This window comes from Chryseobacterium sp. 7, assembly GCF_003663845.1.
Taxonomy (GTDB): domain Bacteria; phylum Bacteroidota; class Bacteroidia; order Flavobacteriales; family Weeksellaceae; genus Chryseobacterium.
Map to the genome: position 1 here is coordinate 1,308,688 of NZ_RCCA01000001.1, position 24,882 is coordinate 1,333,569.

24 protein-coding genes are annotated in these 24,882 nt (G+C 36.6%); 11 read left to right on the plus strand and 13 right to left on the minus strand.

Annotation, left to right across the window (positions count from 1 at the left end):
• Positions 1–57 precede the first annotated feature (57 nt).
• Positions 58–501, plus strand: a complete 444-nt coding sequence (locus tag CLU97_RS06105) for a DUF417 family protein (protein ID WP_121487135.1) — start codon at positions 58–60, stop codon at positions 499–501.
• 17 nt (positions 502–518) lie between these two features.
• The gene (msrB, locus tag CLU97_RS06110) at positions 519–1,616 is read left to right on the plus strand and encodes a peptide-methionine (R)-S-oxide reductase MsrB (RefSeq protein ID WP_121489667.1); all 1,098 of its coding nucleotides are present in this window, start codon (positions 519–521) and stop codon (positions 1,614–1,616) included.
• Between the two features lie 72 nt (positions 1,617–1,688).
• On the opposite strand, the gene CLU97_RS06115 is transcribed toward msrB, so the two are convergent.
• Together CLU97_RS06115 and CLU97_RS06120 are read right to left on the minus strand one after the other, a co-directional pair.
• On the minus strand, positions 1,689–2,534 hold the full coding sequence (locus CLU97_RS06115; RefSeq protein ID WP_121487136.1) for an ABC transporter permease: 846 nt from the start codon (positions 2,532–2,534) through the stop codon (positions 1,689–1,691).
• Positions 2,535–2,536: 2 nt separating this feature from the next.
• Positions 2,537–3,439: an ABC transporter ATP-binding protein gene (locus tag CLU97_RS06120; protein WP_121487137.1), complete on the minus strand. Its 903-nt coding sequence runs from the start codon at positions 3,437–3,439 to the stop codon at positions 2,537–2,539.
• Positions 3,440–3,555: 116 nt separating this feature from the next.
• On the opposite strand from CLU97_RS06120, the gene CLU97_RS06125 reads away from it, so the two are divergent.
• Genes CLU97_RS06125 through CLU97_RS06140 form a run of 4 tightly spaced genes read left to right on the plus strand, consistent with a single transcriptional unit; the run spans position 3,556 to position 7,431 of the window.
• Positions 3,556–4,908, plus strand: coding sequence for an ATP-binding protein (locus tag CLU97_RS06125; protein ID WP_121487138.1), 1,353 nt, complete (start codon positions 3,556–3,558; stop codon positions 4,906–4,908).
• Positions 4,909–4,964: 56 nt separating this feature from the next.
• On the plus strand, positions 4,965–6,071 hold the full coding sequence (locus CLU97_RS06130) for an NAD(P)/FAD-dependent oxidoreductase (protein WP_121487139.1): 1,107 nt from the start codon (positions 4,965–4,967) through the stop codon (positions 6,069–6,071).
• Between the two features lie 12 nt (positions 6,072–6,083).
• On the plus strand, positions 6,084–7,121 hold the full coding sequence (locus CLU97_RS06135) for a tetratricopeptide repeat protein (protein WP_147436454.1): 1,038 nt from the start codon (positions 6,084–6,086) through the stop codon (positions 7,119–7,121).
• 7 nt (positions 7,122–7,128) lie between these two features.
• A complete protein-coding gene (locus tag CLU97_RS06140; RefSeq protein WP_121487141.1) occupies positions 7,129–7,431 on the plus strand; it encodes a hypothetical protein in 303 nt (100 codons plus the stop codon).
• On the opposite strand, the gene CLU97_RS06145 is transcribed toward CLU97_RS06140, so the two are convergent.
• Positions 7,428–7,700 (minus strand): hypothetical protein, encoded by a 273-nt coding sequence (locus CLU97_RS06145; protein ID WP_121487142.1) that lies wholly within the window; start codon positions 7,698–7,700, stop codon positions 7,428–7,430. The two genes, CLU97_RS06140 and CLU97_RS06145, sit on opposite strands and share 4 nt — an antisense overlap.
• A 159-nt stretch (positions 7,701–7,859) precedes the next feature.
• Here CLU97_RS06145 and prfB point away from each other — a divergent pair, with 159 nt between their 5' ends.
• Positions 7,860–8,972, plus strand: coding sequence for a peptide chain release factor 2 (prfB, locus tag CLU97_RS06150; RefSeq protein WP_121487143.1), 1,113 nt, complete (start codon positions 7,860–7,862; stop codon positions 8,970–8,972).
• Between the two features lie 84 nt (positions 8,973–9,056).
• Complete coding sequence (locus tag CLU97_RS06155; RefSeq protein WP_121487144.1) at positions 9,057–9,755, plus strand: DedA family protein; 699 nt, start codon at positions 9,057–9,059, stop codon at positions 9,753–9,755.
• Positions 9,756–10,165: 410 nt separating this feature from the next.
• Here CLU97_RS06155 and CLU97_RS06160 read toward each other — a convergent pair whose 3' ends face one another.
• The 3 genes from CLU97_RS06160 to CLU97_RS06170 are packed head-to-tail and all read right to left on the minus strand — an operon-like array spanning position 10,166 to position 13,016.
• Positions 10,166–11,035, minus strand: coding sequence for an alpha/beta hydrolase (locus CLU97_RS06160; protein ID WP_121487145.1), 870 nt, complete (start codon positions 11,033–11,035; stop codon positions 10,166–10,168).
• A 52-nt stretch (positions 11,036–11,087) separates the two neighbouring features.
• A complete protein-coding gene (locus CLU97_RS06165; protein ID WP_121487146.1) occupies positions 11,088–12,476 on the minus strand; it encodes a serine hydrolase domain-containing protein in 1,389 nt (462 codons plus the stop codon).
• Positions 12,477–12,533: 57 nt separating this feature from the next.
• Positions 12,534–13,016 carry a tetratricopeptide repeat protein gene (locus CLU97_RS06170; protein WP_121487147.1) on the minus strand — a complete coding sequence of 161 codons (483 nt, stop codon included), beginning with the start codon at positions 13,014–13,016 and terminating at the stop codon, positions 12,534–12,536.
• A gap of 155 nt (positions 13,017–13,171) precedes the next feature.
• Between CLU97_RS06170 and CLU97_RS06175 the strand changes: the two genes are divergently transcribed.
• On the plus strand, positions 13,172–14,056 hold the full coding sequence (locus CLU97_RS06175; RefSeq protein ID WP_121487148.1) for a DUF808 family protein: 885 nt from the start codon (positions 13,172–13,174) through the stop codon (positions 14,054–14,056).
• A 160-nt stretch (positions 14,057–14,216) separates the two neighbouring features.
• Here CLU97_RS06175 and dnaJ read toward each other — a convergent pair whose 3' ends face one another.
• The 5 genes from dnaJ to proS form a co-directional block, all read right to left on the minus strand.
• On the minus strand, positions 14,217–15,335 hold the full coding sequence (gene dnaJ / locus CLU97_RS06180) for a molecular chaperone DnaJ (RefSeq protein ID WP_121487149.1): 1,119 nt from the start codon (positions 15,333–15,335) through the stop codon (positions 14,217–14,219).
• 101 nt (positions 15,336–15,436) lie between these two features.
• A complete protein-coding gene (locus CLU97_RS06185; RefSeq protein WP_410493419.1) occupies positions 15,437–15,976 on the minus strand; it encodes a nucleotide exchange factor GrpE in 540 nt (179 codons plus the stop codon).
• Positions 15,977–16,253: 277 nt separating this feature from the next.
• Complete coding sequence (locus CLU97_RS06190; RefSeq protein WP_121487151.1) at positions 16,254–17,585, minus strand: Nramp family divalent metal transporter; 1,332 nt, start codon at positions 17,583–17,585, stop codon at positions 16,254–16,256.
• Between the two features lie 113 nt (positions 17,586–17,698).
• Positions 17,699–19,030: an OmpA family protein gene (locus CLU97_RS06195; RefSeq protein ID WP_121487152.1), complete on the minus strand. Its 1,332-nt coding sequence runs from the start codon at positions 19,028–19,030 to the stop codon at positions 17,699–17,701.
• Between the two features lie 118 nt (positions 19,031–19,148).
• Positions 19,149–20,624 carry a proline--tRNA ligase gene (gene proS, locus CLU97_RS06200; protein WP_121489668.1) on the minus strand — a complete coding sequence of 492 codons (1,476 nt, stop codon included), beginning with the start codon at positions 20,622–20,624 and terminating at the stop codon, positions 19,149–19,151.
• 143 nt (positions 20,625–20,767) lie between these two features.
• Here proS and CLU97_RS06205 point away from each other — a divergent pair, with 143 nt between their 5' ends.
• Both CLU97_RS06205 and CLU97_RS06210 read left to right on the plus strand, forming a co-directional pair.
• Positions 20,768–21,865: a prolyl-tRNA synthetase gene (locus tag CLU97_RS06205; RefSeq protein WP_121487153.1), complete on the plus strand. Its 1,098-nt coding sequence runs from the start codon at positions 20,768–20,770 to the stop codon at positions 21,863–21,865.
• 54 nt (positions 21,866–21,919) lie between these two features.
• Positions 21,920–23,305 (plus strand): OmpP1/FadL family transporter, encoded by a 1,386-nt coding sequence (locus tag CLU97_RS06210; RefSeq protein WP_228437548.1) that lies wholly within the window; start codon positions 21,920–21,922, stop codon positions 23,303–23,305.
• A 59-nt stretch (positions 23,306–23,364) separates the two neighbouring features.
• On the opposite strand, the gene CLU97_RS06215 is transcribed toward CLU97_RS06210, so the two are convergent.
• Together CLU97_RS06215 and CLU97_RS06220 are read right to left on the minus strand one after the other, a co-directional pair.
• Positions 23,365–24,093 (minus strand): ZIP family metal transporter, encoded by a 729-nt coding sequence (locus tag CLU97_RS06215; protein WP_121487155.1) that lies wholly within the window; start codon positions 24,091–24,093, stop codon positions 23,365–23,367.
• Positions 24,026–24,817 (minus strand): class I SAM-dependent DNA methyltransferase, encoded by a 792-nt coding sequence (locus CLU97_RS06220; RefSeq protein ID WP_228437550.1) that lies wholly within the window; start codon positions 24,815–24,817, stop codon positions 24,026–24,028. The genes CLU97_RS06215 and CLU97_RS06220 overlap by 68 nt, the downstream gene beginning before the upstream one ends.
• Positions 24,818–24,882 lie beyond the last annotated feature (65 nt).

Below are 24,882 nucleotides of genomic sequence, written 5' to 3' on the forward strand. Positions count from 1 at the left end.
AATGACTCCGACTATACTTTTGAAAAACAATAAAGTATTAATTAAAATCTTAAAAACATGATCGGAACAGTACAGGAATCTAAAAATCAATTACCCCGAATTGGGTATTACATTTCCCTTTTCGGAGCAGCGCTTATTTTGCTGTGGATTGGTATCTTCAAGTTTACCCCTACAGAAGCTGCCGCAATAAAACCTTTGGTGGAAAACCATTTCTTAACTTTTTTCGTATATAAAATCATAAGCGTCCAGGCAGTGTCAAATTTTATCGGAGCGATAGAAATTATCATTGCATTACTCCTGATATTTAGTGCGAAATTTGCTGTATTGAAAAAGTATGCAGGTATCGGAATGATAGTAACTTTTCTGGTGACATTAAGCTATTTATTTACAACACCGGGAGTATGGAAAATAGTGGACGGAGTGCCCGTGACGGATTTCTTTATTTTAAAAGACCTTATGCTTTTAGGATTTGGATTCATGATCGTTCAAAATAATAAGTAATGAATAAAAAGGTAAAAATGAAAAATATATTAATTGTACTCGGAATCATTCTGGGTATAGCAGTATTTGCTGCGGGATCCGGGCTTTTCAAAAAAAACAAGCCTAATGTAGTGGAAATAAAAAAAGAAAATGAGAAAATTATGGATAGCAAAAACGTTAGAGAGATTTATTTTGCAGGTGGATGTTTCTGGGGAACAGAACATTTTTTTCAACAAATTCGAGGAGTTGTAGGAACTGAAGTGGGCTATGCCAACGGGAATACCCAAAATCCTACTTATGAAGAGGTGGTAAGCCATACAACAGGTTTTGCAGAAACCGTAAAAGTAAAGTATGATCCTGAACAGGTAGATTTGAAACTGTTGATTGATCTTTACTTTAAAACCATTGATCCTACAAGCAAAGATCAGCAAGGAAATGACAGAGGAAACCAGTACAGAACCGGAATCTATTTTACCAATAAAACAGATGAAGCTTTGGTAAAAGATGAAGTTCAGAAGCTGGCGAAAAATTATAGTAAGCCATTATTGGTAGAAACTATTCCATTGAAAAACTTCTACAAAGCAGAAGATTATCATCAGGATTATCTGGATAAAAATCCGGGCGGATATTGCCACATTGAACCGGGACTTTTTGAAATGGCTAAAAAAGCCAATCCGCTTCCAAAACCTACCTATCAGAAGCAGGATAAAAAAGTTTTAAAAGAAAAACTGACCGCAGAACAATACAACGTTACGCAGGAAAACGGAACAGAAAGACCTTTCCAGAATGAATACTGGAACGAAACCCGTGAAGGAATTTACGTAGATATTACAACAGGAGAACCATTGTTTATTTCTACAGATAAATTTGAATCAGGCTGTGGATGGCCAAGTTTCTCAAAACCCATTACAAAGGCTTTGATTGATGAAAAAATGGACCGTACCCACGGAATGACCAGAGTGGAAGTAAGAAGTAAAACCGGTGATGCCCATTTAGGACACGTCTTTACAGACGGACCGGAAGATAAAGGAGGACTTCGTTACTGTATCAACAGTGCTTCTCTGAAATTTATTCCAAAAGCAGAAATGGAAAGCAAAGGATACGGAAAATATCTTCCGTTGTTAGATAAAAAGTAATGTGAAAGGAAGGCTGCCAGATGGCAGCCTTTTATTTTGAGTTAATGATGTAGTTGAAATCTCATTTCAATTTTACCAATCCCTTTTTCTCAGAATCCAGTACGATCCGAATATAAAAATAGCGCACCAAACCAGACAAGCAATAAGGCTTTCTGTAGGGTAGTGGAATTCATATTTTATGCCTATACTTTTAGCCATATTTAATCTCATCATCGGATTAGGAATAAGATTAGACATACTTTCCAGCGGTAAAAGATGGGTAATGAAAAAGTCATTCTGAAGGATTTCGTTTCTTTGTGCTCCCTGCATTCCTTTTACTTTTGAGAATACTTCTATAGTGGTTAAAATTGCCTCACCAATCCATAAAACAAAAAGGGCAAGAAATACAAATACCGATTTTCTCAATAAAATAGAAAGGAACATTAAGAAACAGAAGAACGTGAATAGTTCTACAAAATAGTTTCCAATGAAGAAAATCTCAGCAAAAACCTTTGTAGATTCCGTTGTATTGGAATATTGATATCCCAGAAATATAGTAAGCCCCAATACAATTGCTGTTGAAACAATGGTAAAAATACTTATGGTCAGCAATTTTGAAGTGATAAATTCCTTTCTGCTTAATCCATCAATGGTATTCTGCTTAAACATCCGGTTGCTGAATTCCTGTGAAATGGAGAAAACAATGATCAGTCCCAGGAAAATTTTCAACAAGGCAACAATCCATGTGGTAAAATTCCAGATTTCCGGGAAATTATAAATACCCTGTTCTTTTAAATTAATCGTTCCTCCAAAAATATCAAAATCAACCAATCCGATGAAAAGCAACGCAATAAGAATGGCAAAATAAAGTATCGTGAAAACCTTGAATGGTTTGTAATTCAGGTTTTTGTAGTATTCCAGTTTTAATAATTTTATCATGACTAATGGGTGTTTTTTACAAGTTCAAGGAATTGAGATTCAAGAGATAATTTTTTCTTGGTCAAATGGGAAAGGTAAATTCCTTTCTCTGCCAGTTTCTGATTCATCGCCGAAGCTGAAATAGAAGCATCATCACGGATCTGAGCTTTGATAAGATCTCCTTCCTGATTGATGGAAGTAAACCATTGAAGCTCATTCAAAGCATTCATAAGTAAGGTATTGTTGTCTGCTTTTAATTCAAAATATCCATTGTTGGAAGTCATTTCATCCACTCTTCCGCAATAAATGGAATTTCCTTCTTTCAGAACAATCACATGGCTGCAGATTTTTTCAATTTCATCCAAAAGATGGCTTGCAATAATAATCGTAATTCCCTGCTTGGCAATATCGCTGATGATCTCTCTGATCTGGATAATTCCTTCAGGATCCAATCCGTTCGTAGGTTCATCTAAAATCATCACTTCAGGATTATTAAGCATCGCTGAAGCAATCGCCAGACGCTGTTTCATTCCCAAAGAAAATGTTTTGAAAGTATCTTTTCTTCTTTCGTACAGATTTACGGTTTTCAGAACTTCATCAATCCTTGAATACGGCGTTTTTTTAATTTCTGCAACAATCTTAAGGTTGGTTTCCGCACTTAAATAAGGATAAAAGTTAGGCTGTTCAATAATAGCTCCGATTTTTTTTAACGTTTCAGGATCAGTTCCTTTTTTTCCAAACCAAAACCAGTCTCCGCTGGTAGGATTAATGGTTGAAAGCAGCATCCCGAAAGTCGTGGATTTTCCACTTCCGTTCGGACCCAAAAGCCCATAAACATTTCCTTTTTCTACATCAAAAGAAATATTGTTGACTACAACTCTTTTGAATTTCTTTGTCAAATTTTTTACTGATAAAATCTTTTCCATGTAATTTGTTTTACATAGTAGTAGTCTATATAAATTAGATAATGTTACAGAATTATCATAAATCAATGACAATTTATTGGTAAATACATTAAATTTGATAGAATTAATCAACACTTATGAAGCTAATTGAACTGGCAGAAGAACTCAATGTTTCTGCAGAAGCCATCAAACAGTTTATACAGGATTTTGATCTTGAATTGGTAGACTGTATCAGTACAAATTTTGAGGTAAAAGATGATTTTGAAAAATTTGCCCGCGAAAATGTAGACTTTTTAAGGTTATATGAGAAAGATCTGGACAAAAATAAAACATTGGAGCAGATTGCCAAAGTCATCAATCAGCCTAAAGACAAAGTAGAAAAGGTAATTAAAGATAATGACCTCAATATTTTTGATAATGGCTTTTTCAAATCCTCTATATCAAGTTACGGAATTGATAATAAATTAGGAGGAAACTATAAGTTTGTCTATGATTATTTCGGGAGCAAAACCAGCCTCCAACAAAGAGATTTTATAGGATACAGAGACCTTTTCTTTTATACATCCACCGTTCTGGAACCTTTCCTGAATCCACAGCAGATCAAAGATTGGGGAATCAATAAGCCTGCGGGAATTATTCTTTATGGCCCTCCGGGAAGCGGTAAGATATTCTGGGCGAATAAGATTGCTGAAATCATTGGCTATCAGTTTAAAGAAGTTAAAAAACATTATCTGGGAACTTCACTGGTTGACGGAAATGAAATTACTTTCAGTGATTTTCTGGTTAATATGATGAAGGAAAATAAAATACTGCTTTTCATGGATGATTTTGATGAAATTATGATGCAGAGAAAAGCAGAAACAGATGTTGCTTCCTGTAATCTTGAGGTTCAGGAGCTTATTCTTCACTACATCGGAAAATTTGAAAAAGAAGGCGTTCTGATGGTAGGCTCTGCCAATTCTGTTGCCGAAATTGACGAAGAAATTCTTGCTCCGGGAAGGTTTGACGTGATGATTCCGATCTTTCCGCCCAATGCTTCAGAGCGGTCAGAAATTATTCTGTATGCCATGACGAGAGGACTGGAAGAAGATTCTTTACTTTACAAAATACTGAAAAACAATAAAGCAGATAAAGTTCCTTTCTGGCATGAAATCTCTTCAAAAATGAAAGCATTCAGCAATACCATGTTGATTGATTTTACCCAAAGTTTAAAGAAAAGAATTAAGAATCTTTACCAGAGAACCCGAAACGAAAAACTGAAGATTGATCAGAATCTTTTGAGTGGGGCTTTAAGGGATGCCGGTTCCAAGCTTACGGAAGAATACCTTGATCAGGTAGCGAGATTCCTTGCAGATGCTATTATCAATAATTTTGATGATTTTAAGTTCAGAATTCAAGCATTGAAGAGCGAACTGGAAACCTACAGAGTTGTTGAAGAACCTCAAAGAGCTATAGGATTTCAGCATAATGATGAAGGGGATAAAGGGTAAATCGCTCAAAGTTTAAGGTTTTTCAATAATTACTTATCACTCATTACTAATTACTCATGAACAGCATTTGGGAGCTTGATACTTTCTACAGAAAAAGAGATATTATCATTGTTGGTGCCGGATTTTCCGGGCTCTGGACAGCAATATCTATTAAAGAGAAATATCCTGAAAAATCTGTTCTGGTCATTGAACGGAATGCTGTTCCATTAGGCGCTTCAACGAGAAATGCCGGTTTTGCCTGTTTTGGAAGCCTTACGGAAGTGATTGCCGATTCACAGAAAATGGGCTGGGAGAAAACACTGGAGCTCGTTACAATGCGATTTGAAGGACTTCAGAAAATCCAAAACTATTTTAAAAATGATGACATTGATTTTGAATTGAGTGGAGGCTATGAAATTATAAATAACGAAAGACCTTTATCCCAAATTGACACGGTCAATAAAAAACTGAAGGCAATAACCGGATTGGATCAAACTTACACTTTGAGACAAGAAAAAATACAGGAATTCGGGTTAGGAAAATCTAAATTCCTGATTGAAAATCCCTGTGAAGGAAGCCTGCATTCCGGAAAGCTGTTGCAAAAATTGCTGGAAAAATGTCATGAGCTCAAGATTGAATTTTTATTCGGAACGGAGGTTGAAAGAATTGATGAAACAGAAGAATGTGTTGAAGTTTATATTTCAGCGGATCTTTCTATAAAAGCAGATCAACTCATCTATTGCACCAATGCATTCACTTCAAGGTTTCTGGAAAAAGAAAATATTATTCCCGCCCGCGGGCAGGTTCTTCTCACTGAGCCCATAGAGGATTTGAAGCTGAAAGGAACATTCCATTATGATGAAGGTTACTATTATTTCAGGAATATAGGAAACAGAATATTGCTGGGAGGCGGAAGGAATCAGGATTTTAAAACTGAAGAAACAACTACTTTTGAAACAACGGAATTTCTGCAGAACCATTTGGAAAATTTTTTGAAAGAAGTCATTATGCCTCATCAAAATATTAAAATTGCCCTCTGCTGGTCAGGAATTATGGCTATGGGAGAAGAAAAATCACCTATTGTAAAGAAGATTTCGGAGCGACAGTTTTGCGCGGTAAGACTCTCAGGAATGGGAGTTGCCCTGGCTCCGAAGATTGGGGAAATTATGACACAAATGATTTAATATAGAAACACAATGAAGAAAATACTGTTTATTTTGGGGCTGACTTGCTCGGTTCTTTGCTATTCGCAGAAAAAAGAAATGGCTGCCGCATTTAAAACAAAGAATTATACGGAAGCCATTTCTTTAGGACATGATGTACTTGAAAATGCTCCAGACGATTTTGATGTGAATCTTCTTATGGCTGCATCTTATAACAGTCTGGGAGATTTTCATAAGAGTATTTTCTATGCAAAAAAACTTGAAACACTGGCAGACAATAATGAAAGAAAAAGTTGGGCTCTCATGCAGTTAATGACTGTTAATTATGGACTGGGGAATAAAGAAGCTTCAAAAAAGTACTATGATAAGGTTAAAAGTATTAAGCTATCGGAAAAAACGATGGCAGAATTGAATACTTTACAAAGCTGGTTGGGTTTGGATGACTTTTATAAGCAATGGAATACTGTGGAAACAGAAGATTTAATATTTCATTTTGAAAATTCTGTCAATGAAAAAACCAGAAATAGGATTTCTGAGAGCCGGCAAAAAGCCTTTACCAAAATCAATGAATTTTTTGGAGCGAAACTGCCCAAGAAAATTGATTTTTTTGTCTGGGGTTCCAATAATGTCTATAATGAATATTTGAAACATAATTTAGGATTTACCCTTGCTAATTATTGTGTGTCCCATAACAGATTGAATCAAACTGCAGGACATGAAATTGCCCATAATATTAGTTTTTGGCAGGGAAATAAAGGAAAAATAACCACAATGCTTATTAATGAAGGAATAGGGGTGTGCTTCGACATGAATGAGAATGATAAGCTTGAAGCAGCTCAACAGGCTTATAAAAAATCCCCTATAGATATTAAGAAGATATGGACTGAAAACCAGAAAATAGACAGTGAAATTTTGTATTCTGTTTCAGGAGCATTTGTGCAGTTTTTAATCCAATATGATAAAAATAAATTTATTGAGCTAAATAATAACCAAACCTATGAAAATGCCAAAAAAATTTATGGAAATGAAATAGATACTCTGATTCAAGATTTTACCAATAAACTTCATTAAAAACAGAATGAACCGTTATAAATATACAACATGGTTTTCTATATTAACACTTCCTCTTGCTTTTTTTGCAATCCTTGCAGGAGGCGGAGGCCATGGGACTTATTTTCCTTTGTTGGTGCTCTTTCCGTTTAGCTTGCTGGGAACTTTTTTCAATGAAGAAATACCTCTGTTTATTGGAATCATTCAATTACCCATATATGGTTTTTTAATGGACAAACTGGGAATAAAAAAAGCCCTTCCAGTTATTGTTGCGATACATATTATAGGAATGTGTACTGTTTTTATGCTGAGAAGAGACTTTTTTAGTTAATTATTTACCCACCACTTAAAAATTTCAGATGCCAATTCTTCTGAGTTCAACTCAGATCGGTAAAGACCATAAGAAACACATAATTCAGTTTCTATGATTCTTTCCAGCTTTTCCTGGTCTGCTCCTTTTTCCAGCTGTTGAAGAAGTTTTTCAGTTAAATAATCAAAACTGCTTTTGGAAAGTCCCGGAATTAAATTCATTGAAACAATAAGTTTCTTTAACTGAGCAAAATTTCCATTACGTTCATTAATCCAATCATTGGTATACATCTAAATCTGTTTTAAAAATAAATATAAAGAAATAATATTTTCTCTTCTTTAAATTCCAAAAAATCAAATGCCCGATCCCCGGAACGTGAATCCCCAAACTTTAACGTCAAACCTTTCCACTCTAAAAGAATTCCTTATTTTTGCAAAAAAGAAACAATCGTGATTAACAGCGACCATATAAAAGAAGTTCAATCCAGAATTGAAGATTTATACAGATACCTTCAGATTGAAAAAAAGAAGATTGAAATAGCCAATGATGATGAAAAAACTGCGGCACCCGAATTTTGGGATAACCCAAAAACGGCTGAAGCCTTCCTAAAGCAGCTTCGTTCCAAGAAAAAATGGGTGGAAAGCTATGATGAAATCCAGACACAGTTTGAAGATTTACAGGTATTGGCTGATTTTGCTAAAGAAGATCCGGATTCTGAAAAGGAGCTGGACGAGACATTTCCTCAATTGGTAGAAAAAATTGAAGACCTGGAATTCAAAAATATGCTTTCCAATGAAGGTGATGAGCTTTCTGCAGTCCTTCAGATCACCGCAGGAGCAGGGGGCACAGAAAGCTGCGACTGGGCATCCATGCTCATGAGAATGTACACCATGTGGGCAGAAAAGCAAGGCTATAAAATCCGTGAACTGAACTTCCAGGAAGGGGATGTAGCGGGAGTAAAGACTGTTACCCTTGAAATTGAAGGAGAATTTGCTTTTGGATATTTAAGAGGTGAGAATGGTGTACACAGATTGGTAAGAATTTCTCCTTTTGACAGTAATGCAAAACGACATACAAGTTTTGTTTCAGTATACGTTTATCCTTTAGTAGATGATACTATTGAGATCAATATCAATCCTGCGGATATCAGTTTTGAAACTATGAGATCTTCCGGCGCAGGAGGGCAGAACGTAAACAAGGTTGAAACAGCCGTACGTCTTCGCCACGCACCAACAGGGATTATTATTGAAAACTCAGAATCCCGTTCCCAGCTTCAGAACAAAGAAAAAGCAATGCAGCTCCTTCGTTCAAGACTATACGAAATGGAACTGGAAGAGCGTATGAAGGCAAGAAACGAGATCGAAGCCAACAAAATGAAAATCGAGTGGGGAAGCCAGATCAGAAACTACGTAATGCACCCATACAAATTGGTAAAAGATGTACGTTCCGGTCATGAAACTTCGGATGTAGATGCTGTGATGAACGGTAATATCACCCCTTTCTTAAAAGCCTTCTTAATGGCCGATGGGACGGCTGTTTCCGATGATGATCTTGAATTGTAGAAATATGTTGATTTTTAGTTAAAATCTTATAATTAATTTTTGTTTCAGACATTTTAAACTTACTTTTGTTGTTCATCGATATTTATGGAAGATTTCAATAGCTGGAAGGATTTATTAAACCCGGAGTTTTATATTAAAATGGGAGGGTTTTGGCTGATTTTGTTTATTGTTTTTGCTGAAACAGGTCTTTTTGTAGGATTTTTCCTGCCTGGAGATTCTCTATTATTCGTTTCGGGAATTTATGCTGTTGAAATCATCAAAGAGACTTTTGGCTCTACAGGAAGCGATTTCCTAGATACTACGCTCTTAGCCTCAGGAGTAGCTCTTGCTGCTGTTATAGGAAATGAAGTAGGCTACTATTTTGGAAGAAAGGCGGGGCCTGCTTTATACAAAAGACCAGATTCAATGCTTTTTAAGAAGAAGTACCTGTACCAGGCTCACGATTTCTTCGAAAAACATGGAGCATTAGCTGTTATTATGGCAAGATTCTTACCCGTTGTGAGAACTTTTACACCCATTGTAGCAGGTATTGTAAAAATGGATAAAAAAGAGTTTTTAAGAGATAATGTTATTGGTGCTGTTTTATGGTCATTCATTTTGATCTTTGCAGGACATTACCTGGACAAGCTTTTTATGGAGCAGTTTGGAATCAACTTAAAACAAAAACTGGAATACATCATTATTGTAATCGTATTGGTAACTACACTTCCGGTCATCTTCAAGTTTGTTTTTGGAAAAAAAGAAGATCTTTCTAAAAAATATGAAGATCAGGACTTTGAATAAATAAGAAATTCAATCAAGAATATAGAGCCGTCTTAATAGTGAGATGGCTTTTTTATTATTTGTAAATAAGTTTTTTTAACGCAAAGATTAATTTTTATAGAGTATTATTGTAAGAAGGCAAAGAACGGAATCAATGAAATTGATTCTTTCTAAGCGGATGTATATATTCATTAAGCTTCATTAGAGACTGTCTCAAAAGTCAAACAATCTGACTTTTGTCATTCTGACGAAGGAAGAATCTCATTGATAACCAAACACATGAGATTCTTCGCTGCATTTCAGAACTTTGTTCGCAGACTTTCAGTCTGTGTTCAGAATGACACTTTTGAGACAGCCTCTTCTCTTTGCCACTTAAAAATAAAACAGTGGATTATTTATCCTTTGCGTTTAATAGAAGAAGTTATAAACTTCTATTTTCTGACCCACTCCAGAATATTCGGATAGATAATACTGTCTCTTTTTCTTTTACTGAAAAATCTTGGCGCATGCCCGGCACCTTTCATAAAAATGAATTTATGTGGAACTTTCATCTGGGTAAGCGCTGAGTCCATAGCAATTCCCTGATGCTGGTTAACCAGAAAATCATTATTTCCTTGAAATAGGAGAGTAGGAACATTTGTAATATTGGCAATAGGACTTGCTTCTTTAAAGTTTTCAGATATGTTTTTCCGGTCAAATTTAGTCCCAACTACCTTTTGAAAAGTAGGAGAAGTGTATTTGGAATAAAAGGATTTTAGATACTCTGAACTGTAAAAATCTGTAGGACCGCTTAAAGAAATAATTTTTTTAATCTGCTCAGGATGCTGATACCCGTAAAGAAGAGATAAATGACCACCGGCACTTTCCCCCAGAAGAATATAATTGTTGGGCAGAAGCTCAGCTTTTTCTGCTAAAGAATTGAATTTTTCAATAGCAAGACCAATATCTTCAAGCTGTTGTTTATAAGTGACTTTTTCTTTGGTTGAAACAAACCTGTAATTCATATTGATACTCGGAATGTTGTTTTGGAAAAGCATTTTCTGAACCTGGATCATATGTTCTTTTTTACCTAAAGTCCAGGCTCCACCGTGAACGAGAAGAACTACAGGAGCATCTTTAGCATAGTCTTTAGGCAGAAAAATATCCATTTTCTGTCTTTTATGCTCGCCGTATTTCAGGTTATAAATTTTCTGCTGGCCTCCGGGCCCCACCCATACTCTGAATTTTGTATTACAGGACTGCAGGAGAAAACCAATGCATCCCATGACGAAAAAGTGATATCTGAGTACGAATTTTTTCATTACTTAAATTTACAAAAAAATCTATTGATTATGGAGCTGTAAGTGCGTATCATTAGAGTTTTTCAGCTGTTTTGGAAGAAAGGCCTTTTTTAATCATAATAACCCCCTTTTCTCCATCTTTGAAAATGAAAGAAATCTCGGAGTCATCATTCTGCAGGAAGAAGACGTCTTCTTTTTCAGCATGCATTCTTATTTTGGGATTCTTATTGTTCTGAATAAAAAGCTGACCGTTTTCATCCAAAATATGAATAATACTGTCATCTGAGAGCTGGTAATCACCCACATATTTTTTAAGGACATCAGGACTCAATATTACTTCTTTCTTAGGTTGAGGAAGAGTGTAAGGCTGATTTAAAAGAGCTGCTAAAATAGTATTTCCCGCTTTCTCCAGCTTTTTACTGGTGATATTGTTCAAAAGGATAATGCAGAGGTCATCATCAGGAAGCATCGCAAAATAGCTCGTGGAACCTTCTATATTTCCACCATGGTTGATGAGCTTTTTACCGTAAAGATCATCAATAAACCAACCATAGCCATAACCGCTGAGAAAAGGAGTAGTAGCCTTTTTAAATGCTTCTTTGGAAATAATTTTATAATCTCTCAATCCTAAATAATAGTTGTAAAGATCTTCAACAGTACTGTAGATTTGACCCGCAGGTCCGGTTAATGTAGAATTCCAGACGTCTGTTCTTTCCTGTTTTGTTTTTGAAATATAGGAATAAGGAACCGTTTTGTACGGACTTTTCAGAGCCAGATAATTAAAGCCTGTATGTGACATCTTCAGAGGATCTAAAATGATTTTTCTTACTGCATTTTCATAAGAAAGTCCGGTTATCTTTTCAATGATGAGCCCCAGTATAATATAGCCTGAATTGGTATAGGAAAATTGAGTACCGGGTTCAAAATCCAGTGGTTCATTTTTAAAAAAGGAAAGTTCCTGATCTTTGGTTATAGATTTTCCCGTGAGAAGCAAGCTGAAAAATTCCTTATTGCGCAGTATTTCATAAATTCCGGACGTGTGGGTAAGGAGATGTTCAATGGTAATTTCATTTCCTCTGGGATAATCGGGAATAAACTTTGAGACAGGATCTTTAAAAGAAAGTTTCCCTTCTTCATTTAGCTTTACAATAACCAGGGCAGTGAATGATTTGGTTAAAGAAGCAATCTGATATACGCTTTTGTTCTGATTGGAGGTTTTCTTTTCGGCATCTTGCCAGCCGTATGATTTTTCGAAAATGTTTTTATTTTGATAATGAACGAAAGCAGTTCCGTTAAACTTATTAATTCCTGCAAATTCTTTTATAATGGCGTCTATTTCTTCTTTCTTCTTTTCCTGATTAAGGCTGCTTAGACTTGTCTGATTTTGAGCTTTTAAAGAAAAGAATGGACTGAACAGACAAAATAAACATCCCAAAGTAAAAATATGAAATTGAGGTCGCATAGTATCAGGTTTTAAAACGGTTAAAAATAAGCATATTTTTGCTCATTTTTTTAAGAACTAAAGGTTTTCAGCATATCGTCTCAAAGAATTATTGTATCTGGGCAAATGTTTTGATAGTGCTTTTAATGCTAAGGATAAAGCTTCTTTGTGTTCTCCGGCTGAAGAAAGGGACAGTGCTAAAAAAGAATCCACTGCATCATCCAGTTCATCAGAATAATTTGCTTTTTCTTCCCTTAAAATCCGGATGCTTTCTTCTGTTTTTCCATTATTTCTTAACGTGCTTGCCAGCTGAATTCTCGCTCTTCTTCTTCGCAAACCTGTTAATCCCTTTTCCAATGCAGATCTGTACAAAGGTTCGGCTTCCTTTTCATGTCCGGTAGAATCAAAAGCACAAGCTTTTTCAAAATCAGCAATGGCTTGTGAATCTTCAGTCGTAAGCAAATCTACATGCTCTTTGATCTGCTGAATAAACGCTTCACTGCTTATTGTTCCCAGTTTAAGCCAGATATTTTGCAATTGAGTTTCCCAGTTTTGATCCATTAATTAGATTTTGAACAAAGATATAAAATATTGAAAGTGAAGCATTGCTTTACTATTCTTATAATTTTCAAAATTATTGTCAGATTATGAATCCAAAAACGGAATTAAATATTTATTTTTGCTGGACTTAACAAAGATTAAAAAAATATTAAAATATGGCATCAGGCTTTTTTGCAATTTTGGATGATATTGCAGCATTGATGGATGATGTAGCGGTTACCAGTAAGGTTGCTACCCAAAAGACTGCAGGAATTTTAGGAGACGACCTGGCTGTAAATGCAGAAAAAGCCACAGGCTTTCTTTCTTCAAGGGAAATTCCGGTTTTATGGGCAATTACAAAAGGTTCTTTTATCAATAAACTGATTATTCTGCCTATCGTCTTTTTACTTAATTGGCTGTATGCTCCGGCTATTAATTATGTATTGATCCTTGGAGGATTTTATCTGGCTTTTGAAGGCGTTGAAAAAGTAATAGAGTTTCTTTTTCACCGTGACAAAAAGGGCCATGAAGTGATAGAGGAAATTGAAGAAGACGAAAAAAGTTCTGAAGAAATTGAAAAAGAGAAAGTAAAATCGGCAATTACAACTGATTTTATTTTATCAATAGAGATCGTTATTATTGCTTTAGGAACAGTATTGGAAGAAAGTCATCCTTTCATTACACAGATTTTAGTAACGAGCCTGGTTGCATTTATTGCTACTGTTGGAGTGTATGGAATTGTAGCTTTGATTGTAAGAATGGATGATGCGGGGTTTAAATTAATAAAGAAAAGTAACGATAAAGGTTTTTTCGGGAGGCTTGGACATCTGTTAGTGAAGGCTTTACCTATTGTTATTAAAATATTAGGAGTTGTAGGAACAATTGCTTTAATAATGGTTGCCGGCGGAATTTTTCTGCATAGGATTGAATTTTTCCATGGTATACTTCCAACTTGGCCAGATGTTTTGAAAGAGCTTACGCTGGGTATTGTTGGCGGATTGGTAGCGGTTGCTGTATTTACGTTAGGAAAAGGAGTTTATTCTTTAGCGACAAAAAAATAAAACAGAATTAGAATTAAATAACCAAAAAAATCCTGTGCTCCAGAGAGTGCAGGATTTTTTATGATCAGGCTCAAATATAATTTTGAAATATTAAACTTTGAATCTTGAGCCTTGAACTTTAAACAAAAAAAAGAGACTTTTTACAAGTCTCTTTTCTATATTAATTGAATAAATCTTTTACTTTATCAAAAAAAGTTTTTTCTTTTCCGGATGGTTCTGCAACCATTTCTCCGCTGGACATCTGCTTTTCAAAGAAGTCTTTCTGGTCTTTGGTAAGCTTCTGCGGAGTCCAAACATTGATGTGGATGAACATATCTCCTTTACCATAACTGTCAATGCTTGGAAGTCCTTTTCCGGCTAATCTTAAGATTTTTCCAGACTGTGTTCCCGGATCAACAGTAATTTTTACTTTTCCACCTACTGTAGGAATTTCTTTTTTAGTTCCTAAAGCAGCTTCTGCAAATGAAACATACAGTTCCTGGTGAAGATTGTCACCTTCTCTCTTGATCACTTGATCTACTTCCTCTTCAATAATAACCAACAGGTCTCCCGGAACGCCTCCAAACGGAGCATCATTTCCTTTTCCTCTTACATTAAGCTGGATACCGTCTCTTGCTCCTGCCGGAATATTGATCGTGATTTCCTCTTCATCCTTGATAAGACCCTGCGCGTTGGCTCCTGCAGGAATTTTGTCAGCAACTTTTCCAATTCCCTGACAAGTACCACAGGTTGTCTGAGTCTGCATTTGACCAAACATGGTATTCATTACTTTTAACTGAACACCGGAACCGTTACAGGTAGGGCATGTTTTTGAAGTGGCACCTTCTGCCATCTTCATTTTTTTAACTTTGATGGTTTTCTGAGTACCGTTTACCATTTCCTCAAGGTTCAGCTTGATTCTGATTCTTAAATTAGAACCTTTCACCTGCTGACGGCCTCCGCCACCACCACCGAATCCTCCGAAACCACCACCGAAAATATCTCCAAACTGGCTGAAAATATCTTCCATGTTCATTCCGCCTCCGAAGCCTCCGCCTCCGAAACCACCGTTTCCGCCTACTCCGGCATGACCGAACTGGTCGTATCTAGCACGTTTCTGATCATCGCTTAAAACTTCGTAAGCTTCAGCAGCTTCTTTGAATTTTTCTTCGGCCTCTTTATCCCCTGGATTTTTATCCGGGTGGAATTTGATGGCCATTTTACGGTATGCTTTTTTTATTTCGTCGGCGGATGCAGATTTGCTGATCTCAAGAACCTCGTAATAATCTCTTTTTGACATGACAATTTTATAATTGATTATTGATAAATGATAAAAGATATTGTAAAGTTAATAAGTGAAATATTCATCTGTTATCACTCATCATTTATCATTTATGAATTTTAATTTCCTGTTACTACTTTTGCAAAACGGATTACTTTATCACCTAAAATATATCCTGTTTCAATAACGTCTACGATTTTTCCTTTCAAATCTTCCGATGGAGCAGGGATCTGAGTAATCGCTTCATGGAAATCAACATCAAAGCTGTCACCAGCTTTTACTTCCATTGTTTTTAAGCCTTTTTCGGTAAGTTTATTTTTGAATTTCTGATAGATCAGTTCTACACCTTGTAGGTCGGCCGGATTTCCGTTTTTAGCGATCTCTTTTAATGCTCTTTCAAAATCATCTAAAACCCCTAACATTGAAACCATCATCTCCTGGTTAGCGTATTGGAAGAATTCCATCTTCTCTTTGCTCGTTCTTTTTTTATAGTTTTCGAATTCAGCATACAATCTGATGTAACGGTCTTTTTCTTCTGCCAAAAGTTCTTCTGGAGAAGGAGCAGCTGTCACATTGTCCTGAGACGTTGCGTCATTCTGAACATTGTTTTCTTCCTGATTATTGATGCTTTCTTCGTTAATATCCTGGTTTTCCATAATTCAATATTTATTTAATGATTGTTTGACAAAGAGCCTGCCAAATCTAAAATCAGGACATTAAGGCAGAAAAAGGAGTAATGGTGAATTGTGAATACGTCAATGCGCTTCGCTTGTGAATTTTGAGTAGCATAAGTTTAAAACTTGACTTGCGAAGCAAAAATTGACCATTGACTAATATTTAAGTTGGATGTGTCAATCAGTTGCGCTTGTGAATTTATCCTGGTGTAGGATTAAAAATTCACTTTGCGAAGCAAAAGTTCACTATTGACTATTCACTTTACGAAGTAAACGTCTGATAGAGTAGATACAGGTTTAAAACAATGATAATAATGGAAATAATCCAAACACAGACTTTAAGAAATGGTTTGTTGACAAATTCGCCCATTTTAGCTTTATCATTGGTAAACATCACCAATGGAACTACTGCAAAACTAAGCTGCATAGATAGAATTACCTGGCTTAAAACCAATAATTCGGTTGTTCCCTGCTCGCCATAAAGAATAGCAACTATCAGTGCCGGAATTACGGCAATAAGTCTTGTGATCAGTCTTCTCAACCATGGTTTTAATCTGATATTCAAAAAACCTTCCATTACAATTTGTCCTGCAAGTGTTCCTGTCAATGTAGAATTTTGTCCTGAGGCCAGCAAAGCAATTGCAAATGCAATACTCGCCATGGAAGCACCTAAAATTGGGGTCAACATTTTATACGCATCATGAATATCCGCGACATGCTCGTTCCCTGTAGTATGGAATGTAGCGGCAGCCAGAATAAGGATTGCCGCATTAATGAAGAAAGCCAGCATCAGGGAAACAGTACTGTCTAGGGTTGCAAATTTTATGGCTTCCTTTTTTCCCTCCTTATCACGGGTATAATCTCTGGTCTGTACAATGCTGCTGTGCAGATACAGGTTGTGGGGCATTACCGTGGCTCCTAAAATCCCGATAGCAATATAAAGCATGGCAGGATTCTGAATGATTTCCTTCTGTGGAACCAAACCTCCCAGAATTTCATTAAAAGCAGGCTGTGAAATAATAATTTCGTATACGAAACATGCCAGAATAATGAAGATAAGTCCTCCTACAATACTTTCAATCCATCGGAAACCTTTGGACTGAAGTAAAAGGATAATTAAAACATCTACTGTGGTAATAACAATTCCCCAGGTTAAAGGAATATGGAATAATAAGTTTAATGCAATAGCAGAACCAATGACCTCGGCGAGATCACAGGCAGCAATAGCTATTTCGCAGAATATCCAAAGTATAAAATTGGTAGTGGGACTGAAATGGTCTCTACATGCCTGTGCCAAATCCCTTTCTGCAACTACGCCCAATTTTACAGATAAATGTTGCAAAACCATCGCGAAAATATTAGAAATAAGGATCACAGAAAGCAGGGTATACCCGAACTGAGCTCCTCCTGCTATATCTGTTGCCCAGTTTCCGGGGTCCATATATCCTACGGCAATCATCAGGCCGGGACCTGCGAATGCCAGATATTTCCTCCAGAAAGTTGCATTTTTTGGAACTTTTATAGAAGAATAAACCTCTGATAGAGAATGATTTGTTTTATCTTTTCGCCAGGCGCTTTTTATATTGAAACTCATAAATGTTAGAAATGACTAACAAATTTAATTAAATAAATGTAAACAGAAGAATTAAGGCATAAAAAAATCCCGGAAATTACTTCCCGGGATCTAATTTTTATTAAGTCTAAAGATTATTTCGCAAATCTGATAGACATTTTTCTGTCAGCGGCTCTTTCAGCATCTGAAGCTTTTGCATCTACTTTAGCAAATTGACTTCCGTAACCGTCAGCAGCAATTACCTGTGCACCAACTCCAGCTTTAGCTAAAGCAGCTTTAATGAATTCAGCTCTTGCTTTTGACAATTTTACGTTAGAAGCTTCGTTTCCTGTTTTATCAGTATAACCTCCCACTTTGATTTTTGCTTCAGGGAAAGCTTTAAGGATAACCACTAAGTTATCCAGCTGTCCTTGAGAACCTGCTTCAAGCTCAGTAGAACTTCCCATTTTGAAATTTACATGGTCAAAATCGTACCACTTGTCTTTCAATGCAGAATCATCAGCCGCATTTTTGTAACCGCCAGATTTCAGGAATGAAATCATCTGATCTTCCATACCACCTTTATAACCTTTTAACATTACTCCGTTAAGCTCAATGTCTTCATCGGTTTTAGCAGTGGTAGCAGCTGGTGTTGCTGTAGTAGCCGTAGCCGCTGTATCTGTAGTAGAACTTGTAGAAGCGGAGTCAGACGTAGTGGTAGTTGTAGTAGTTGTCTGTTTTTTCTCACACTGCTTCCATAAGAAATACGCAGCTGCGATCAATAATAAAAGCGGAAGCAACCATTTCCAGATTGAACCTCCGCCTTGATTATTGTTGTTGTTATTTTCAAATCTTTCTCTTACTTCTCTGGCTCCTTCAGATACATTTTCTCTAGCTGTAGCTACACCTTCTGCGATGTTATCTTTAGCTGTAGAAGTTACCGAAGAAACAGTTTCCTTCGCCTGGCCAAACCAATTTTCAGCTCCTAATCCAAAGGAAGCCAAAGAAAGACCTGCAGGCAGTAAAGACGAAATAATGCCTTTCTGATCGTTCAGTAAGCTGGAAATACCTGAAGCACCCAAATTATTGTCTGCTGCATATTTTCCTACTGTACCTACCGTAGCTCCAGTCACCAGGTTTAACAAAGAACCTGCAGTGGTGTTGCTGACTCCTGAAAAACTAGCAATGGAATTAACTAATCCACTTACTTTATCTCCGAAAATTGAAGATAACAAGGTAGAGATGATAGGATTACTAGACGCCCCGCCTAATAAATTTCCTAAAATTCCACTTGAAGAGGCTTGTGTAATAGCATCCACAACGCCAGGCTTATCTGCATTATTGGCTAATCCACCTACTACAGCAGGTAATAATCCGCCAATTGCTTTAGAAATACCGGATTCACTTTCTCCAAACTGCGATGCAGCCTGTGAAACCAATGCGGGACCTAATTGTCCTTTAATTAAATCAATGACATTTAAAGACATAATAAATAAATTTTTTTGATTAATGTTGACATAAATTTAAACAAAAATCCGTCCAAACGTCATTTTTTTTGAATATTTCTTTAAACTTTAATGATTTTACTCTAAATTATTAAAATTTTTAATAAGCTTTTGCGAATAATACACGTCTCTTAGAAGGTTTTCCGGAAATCAAAGAAATCCCTGCTTCTACATCATCATCCAAAGGAATACATCTGATTGTTGCCTTCGTTTCATCTTTAATTTGCTCTTCTTCTTCAGCGGTTCCGTCCCAATGAGCATAAATGAACCCTCCTTTTTCTTCCAAAACTTTTTTGAACTCTTCGTAAGTATCTACTTTTGTGATATTATTTTTTCTGAATTCAAAAGCTTTATTATAGATATCCTGCTGAATCGTTTTCAATAACTCTTCAATGTAAGTATCAAGACCGTCAATAGAACGAATTTCTTTCGTCAGGTTATCTCTTCTTGCAATTTCCACAGATTTATTTTCAAGATCTCTTGGTCCCATTGCAATTCTTACAGGAACTCCTTTCAATTCATACTCTGCGAATTTCCAGCCTGGTTTGTTCTGAGTGTCATTGTCGAACTTCACAGAAATACCTTTTGCTCTCAGTTTAGCCTGAATATCCAAAGCCACTTCACTGATTTGCTCTAACTGCTCTTCTCCTTTAAAAATTGGAACAATTACTACCTGAATTGGTGCCAAAGTAGGAGGTAGTACCAATCCGAAATCATCAGAATGAGTCATAATTAAAGCTCCCATCAGACGGGTTGAAGTACCCCATGAGGTAGCCCATGCATGTTCAATTTTTCCTTCTTTGTTGGTGAATTTTACATCAAATGCTTTTGCGAAATTCTGTCCTAAGAAGTGAGATGTTCCTGCCTGTAAAGCTTTTCCATCCTGCATTAATGCTTCTATACAATAGGTTTCATCAGCTCCTGCAAATCTTTCAGATGGCGTTTTCAATCCCTGAATTACCGGCATAGCCATAAAGTTTTCAGCAAAATCTGCATATACTTTATTCATCTTTTCTGCTTCTTCAATAGCTTCATCTTTGGTAGCGTGGGCAGTGTGCCCTTCCTGCCACAAGAATTCTGCAGTTCTTAAGAAAAGACGTGTTCTCATTTCCCAACGAACCACATTCGCCCATTGGTTGATCAATATCGGTAAGTCTCTGTAAGACTGAATCCAGTTTTTGTAAGTATTCCAGATAATTGCTTCTGAAGTAGGACGAACGATAAGTTCTTCTTCCAGTTTCGCATCCGGATCTACAATCAGTTTGGATGGATTGTCCGGATCTGTTTTTAATCTGTAGTGGGTAACAACAGCGCATTCTTTTGCAAAACCTTCTGCATTCTTTTCCTCTGCCTCAAACAAGCTCTTGGGCACAAAAAGCGGGAAGTATGCGTTAACGTGACCTGTTTCTTTGAACTTTTTATCCATTTCATCACGCATTTTTTCCCAGATTGCATAGCCATACGGTTTGATCACCATACATCCACGCACGCCTGAGTTTTCAGCTAAATCAGCTTTTACAACCAGCTCATTATACCATTTGCTGTAATCTTCGCTTCTTGAGGTTAATTTTGCCATTATTTTTTTAAATTTTTTTAACTTTTGTACATTATTGTTATCTAAAAATAAAAATCTATTTTTGATAGATTTTTTTACCAGTGTTTGGTACATTTTTGGTACAGATTGCAAATATAATTTAAATTAAAAATTTTTACGTTATCATGAAAAGAAATATACATAAAAATTTGTTTGGTCTGCTAAGATCCAAAGGGGTGTTGGCAATATCAGGCGGATTATTACTTGTGTCTTGTGGTGCTCAGATGGGAGGGTATAGCGAGACAGACGGGGTGTATTACGACCCCAATAAGGATACGCTACCTGAAGGAGTTATCATTAATGATAGCGGAAACAGAGTAGGAGAATATTATGACTACTATCAGGATTCTAATGTGATTCAGAATGCACAGGCAAATTCCAGAGAACAGCAAAACAGATATAATGACTGGGGTAATACCAATACCAATTGGAATACCAATGCCACAGACTCCGACTGGGGACTTTATGCAGGTTCTCAGACTAACTACTATGACAACTCATGGGGATGGGGATCTCCTTGGGGATGGTATGGTGGTTACAGCCCGTATTGGGGTTGGGGTATGAACCGCGGCTGGGGCTGGGGTGCAAGCATGTCCTGGGGTTGGGGCGGATCATTCGGTTGGGGCTGGGGAGGCTCTTTCGGATGGGGAAGTCCTTACTGGGGTGGTTATGGTGGCTATTATGATCCATTCTGGGGCGGATACTACGGAAACCCATATTGGGGATACGGAGGAGGCTACTGGGGTGGTGGTTACTACAACAGACCGGTTTACAGAAGAAGTGGTGTAAGTGGAGGCGGATTCCAGAATACTGGAGTAGCTAACGCTGTATACAGAACAAATACAAATAATTCAGGTTTCAGAAACAGTAATGGAAATGGTGGATTCAGAAACACCAATAATGGAGGTTTCAGAGATTCTAACTCAAGTGGAGGTTTCAGAAACAGCAATGGTAATTCAGGAGGCTTCAGAAACAGTAATTCGGGAGGTTTCAGAAATACACAGCAAAACGGTGGATTCCGTAATTCGGCACCACAGACAAGACCTAATTATAATTATCAGCAGTCACAGCCAAGAAATAATGGAGGGTTCAGATCTAATGATTCCGGAGGTTTCAGATCTAGCGGAGGCTTCAACGGCGGTGGAGGCGGCGGCTTCAGAGGTGGTTCTGGCGGCGGTGGCGGAATGAGATCCGGCGGCGGTGGCAGAGGAGGCTTCAGATAATTGTTCAAACTAATAAACTATTAAAAAATAATGTTAAAAAAATCTTTAGTAATAATGAGTATTTCTGCTGCATTTTATGCGCAGGCTCAGGATGTTTCTGTGATCAGAAATACTGTGGATGTTTACTCAAATACTCCTATGGTGGGGTCTGCTAAATTTAATGCAATGGCCGGATCTAATGGTGCGCTTGGTGGTGATGCAAACTCTTTGCTTACTAACCCGGCAGGTTTAGGGGTGGCTATTTCAGGAGAGGTTTCAGGAACTTTATCTATTTTAGGAAATAAAAACAGCAGCTCGTTGGCTGGTTCCACGATGGACTACAGCAAAACCAAAGGAGATCTTGGAAATGCAGGAGGAATAATCGCTTTTCCTTTGATGACAGAGAGTAAATGGAAATTTATTAATATCGGTATTAACTTTTCAAATCAGCAGCTGGACAATGTAATTCAGTCGCCGGGAAATAATAATATTGTTTATGCTTTTGATAAAGCTGATATAACGAAAGACGCTGCATTGGCAGGACATATGTATGAAAGATACGGTAATTTGTCAAAGATGAGCTTTGGGGTAGGAGCCAATTACAATCATAACCTGTATTTAGGAGCTGGTTTTAATTTCTTCAATGCTTCATTAGATCAGTATGATACTTTATTTTACCGAAATCTAACCAATAATTCTACAGAAGCATTTAGCAAGCAGGACACCCCATATTCAGAGAGATCTTCTGGCTTTTCTGCTTCGTTAGGGGTTATCGGAAAGCTAAGTCCTAATTTCAGATTGGGAGCATCTATCGAATCACCTACTTTCTGGAATATAGACAGAAATTACTATTTCTATAATGATGCTACTTATGGAGATGATATAGGAGCTGAAAACAGAAAATTCACTTCACCGCTTAAAGCAACTGTGAGTGCTGCATTTGTGGCAAGTAAAAACTTCTCTTTCAACGTAGACTATACCCTTGGACTTACAAAACCTGATTATAAGGTTTACGGAGGTGCAGAAAGAGAATTGAATGACTTCTTTAAAGAAAACTATAAAAATCTCTCAGAAGTAAGAGTAGGAGCTGAGTACAGAGTACAGCAGTTCAGACTGAGAGGAGGATATTCTTACCAGTCAAGTCCTTTCGATGCACTTACAATCAGCAGATTTAATGATGCAGGAAGTGTAGGAGATCAGTCTTACAGCAATCTGATATTAAGTGACAGAAATACACTTTCATTCGGTATTGGATATGATTTCAAATCATTCTATATAGATGCCTCTTATCAGAATATCTCTTCTAAATATACAAACCCTTTCATGAGAGGATATATGGGAGACAATTTTGATTCATCTTATTATTCCAGCACTAAAATCTTCGAAAGTGATTCTTACGCTGTAAGTGATGTAAAAAGTAACAGAAATAATTTCTTCCTGACTTTAGGATGGAAATTCTAAGCTTCTAAAATAGTAAGCTATATAACAAAAAAGCTCCGGATTTCATTTCGGAGCTTTTTTTATTTTTTTAATGTAGGAGGATGCTGATGGAAAACATGCATCATTAATGCAAGTGAAACTCCTAAAACAACCAACCCTATTTTTACCCAGTCTATATTGTGATTTTTATTACTTTCAAAAATAATCACAGAAGAAATATGAAGGAAAATTCCCCCTACAATGGCCAGAAAATAGGGCTGAAGATCAGGATTGAAATAATTTCCTAATAACATTCCCATAGGAGAAGCCATTGCAAATAAGGCTATAATAAGAATGGAAGGGTAAGATGAAGAACTTTTGGATTCTCCTTTTCTGTTAAATAAAAATGCTCCCAGAATAAATGAAATCGGAAGATTGTGAAATACAATTCCCCAAAGGTAAGGCGACATCTCGTGCGTTTCATTGGCAAGAGGAATCCCTTCAATAAAAGCATGGATGAATAATCCTACCATTAAAGCAGCGGGAAGAATATTATGTTCGCTATGATGATGGAAGTGCCCGTGTTCAAAACCTTTGGTAAGAGCTTCCAGAATCATCTGCAGAAGAACTCCTCCAATTACAAATATCCCAAGATTGCTGCTTCCGGCAGAGGTATAAACCTGCGGGAAGACTTCATTGAGACAGATTGTAATCAAAAAACCGGCACTTAATATCAGAAGATTTTTGGCCAGCTTTTCTTTTTTACCAAAGTGTTTTCCCAGGAATACTCCTGTTACTACACTTAAAATCAGTAAAAGTACTGTTGTCATTATTTTTCTTAAATAAATTGATGCATCGCGGAGAATTTTCTTTTTTAAATTCATTCAGCTGATAATCTCCCCAGATTTTTATTCTTTCAAAACCACATTCGGAGGCATAATTGTGAATAGCATCCAGTGTGTGAAGCTTTACCTTTTCAAAGAAATGAAACGGCTTACCGTCAGTTTCAAAGCGGATATCCTTGATAATATGTCTGCCCTCGATCTTTTTCAGGATCTTAAAGTCAATATCACCGCGGGTTATGGTGGTTTCAGGAACTAAAGTATTTCTTACAAATTCTTCATTCAGATAATCTAATACAAAATATCCTCCGGGCTTCAAGGCATTGTATACAGACTGAAACACTTTTTTATCATCACTTTCATTATCAAAATACCCAAAACTTGTAAATAAGTTGAAGACAGCATCCATAGGATCTGCATCAATCGGGTTTCTCATATCATGAACTTCAAAAATCAAAGTTTGATTTTCAAATTGTTTGTCAGATTCAATACTTTGTCTTGAAAGGTCAAGCCCCAAAACATCATATCCTAATTTATTAAGGAAAACAGAGTGTCTTCCCTTTCCGCAGGCAAGATCTATGATTTTCGACTGAGGCGGCAACTGAAGGTCCGCAGTGAGCTTTGTAATGAAGTTTTCAGCTTCAGTATAGTCTCTGTTGCTATAAAGCAAATGATAATAAGGGGTATCAAACCAAGATTCAAACCATTCCATAACGCAAAAATAGTTAAATTTGTGCGGTTAAAAGCAAAGTATTTTACAACATTAAGAGATTGAAA

Bases quoted from the DNA above. Each gene is read 5' to 3' on its own strand.
- CLU97_RS06190 (WP_121487151.1), bottom strand. From the start codon at position 17,585: ATGAGTTTCAATATAAAAAGCGCCTGGCGAAAAGATAAAACAAATCAT.
- CLU97_RS06130 (WP_121487139.1), top strand. From the start codon at position 4,965: ATGAACAGCATTTGGGAGCTTGATACTTTCTACAGAAAAAGAGATATT.
- CLU97_RS06135 (WP_147436454.1), top strand. From the start codon at position 6,084: ATGAAGAAAATACTGTTTATTTTGGGGCTGACTTGCTCGGTTCTTTGC.
- CLU97_RS06125 (WP_121487138.1), top strand. From the start codon at position 3,556: ATGAAGCTAATTGAACTGGCAGAAGAACTCAATGTTTCTGCAGAAGCC.
- CLU97_RS06160 (WP_121487145.1), bottom strand. From the start codon at position 11,035: ATGAAAAAATTCGTACTCAGATATCACTTTTTCGTCATGGGATGCATT.
- CLU97_RS06105 (WP_121487135.1), top strand. From the start codon at position 58: ATGATCGGAACAGTACAGGAATCTAAAAATCAATTACCCCGAATTGGG.
- CLU97_RS06120 (WP_121487137.1), bottom strand. From the start codon at position 3,439: ATGGAAAAGATTTTATCAGTAAAAAATTTGACAAAGAAATTCAAAAGA.
- CLU97_RS06145 (WP_121487142.1), bottom strand. From the start codon at position 7,700: ATGTATACCAATGATTGGATTAATGAACGTAATGGAAATTTTGCTCAG.
- CLU97_RS06195 (WP_121487152.1), bottom strand. From the start codon at position 19,030: ATGTCTTTAAATGTCATTGATTTAATTAAAGGACAATTAGGTCCCGCA.
- CLU97_RS06175 (WP_121487148.1), top strand. From the start codon at position 13,172: ATGGCATCAGGCTTTTTTGCAATTTTGGATGATATTGCAGCATTGATG.
- CLU97_RS06220 (WP_228437550.1), bottom strand. From the start codon at position 24,817: ATGGAATGGTTTGAATCTTGGTTTGATACCCCTTATTATCATTTGCTT.
- CLU97_RS06170 (WP_121487147.1), bottom strand. From the start codon at position 13,016: ATGGATCAAAACTGGGAAACTCAATTGCAAAATATCTGGCTTAAACTG.
- CLU97_RS06205 (WP_121487153.1), top strand. From the start codon at position 20,768: ATGAAAAGAAATATACATAAAAATTTGTTTGGTCTGCTAAGATCCAAA.
- CLU97_RS06210 (WP_228437548.1), top strand. From the start codon at position 21,920: ATGAGTATTTCTGCTGCATTTTATGCGCAGGCTCAGGATGTTTCTGTG.
- proS (WP_121489668.1), bottom strand. From the start codon at position 20,624: ATGGCAAAATTAACCTCAAGAAGCGAAGATTACAGCAAATGGTATAAT.
- CLU97_RS06115 (WP_121487136.1), bottom strand. From the start codon at position 2,534: ATGATAAAATTATTAAAACTGGAATACTACAAAAACCTGAATTACAAA.
- CLU97_RS06155 (WP_121487144.1), top strand. From the start codon at position 9,057: ATGGAAGATTTCAATAGCTGGAAGGATTTATTAAACCCGGAGTTTTAT.
- CLU97_RS06215 (WP_121487155.1), bottom strand. From the start codon at position 24,093: ATGACAACAGTACTTTTACTGATTTTAAGTGTAGTAACAGGAGTATTC.
- msrB (WP_121489667.1), top strand. From the start codon at position 519: ATGAAAAATATATTAATTGTACTCGGAATCATTCTGGGTATAGCAGTA.
- dnaJ (WP_121487149.1), bottom strand. From the start codon at position 15,335: ATGTCAAAAAGAGATTATTACGAGGTTCTTGAGATCAGCAAATCTGCA.
- CLU97_RS06140 (WP_121487141.1), top strand. From the start codon at position 7,129: ATGAACCGTTATAAATATACAACATGGTTTTCTATATTAACACTTCCT.
- CLU97_RS06165 (WP_121487146.1), bottom strand. From the start codon at position 12,476: ATGCGACCTCAATTTCATATTTTTACTTTGGGATGTTTATTTTGTCTG.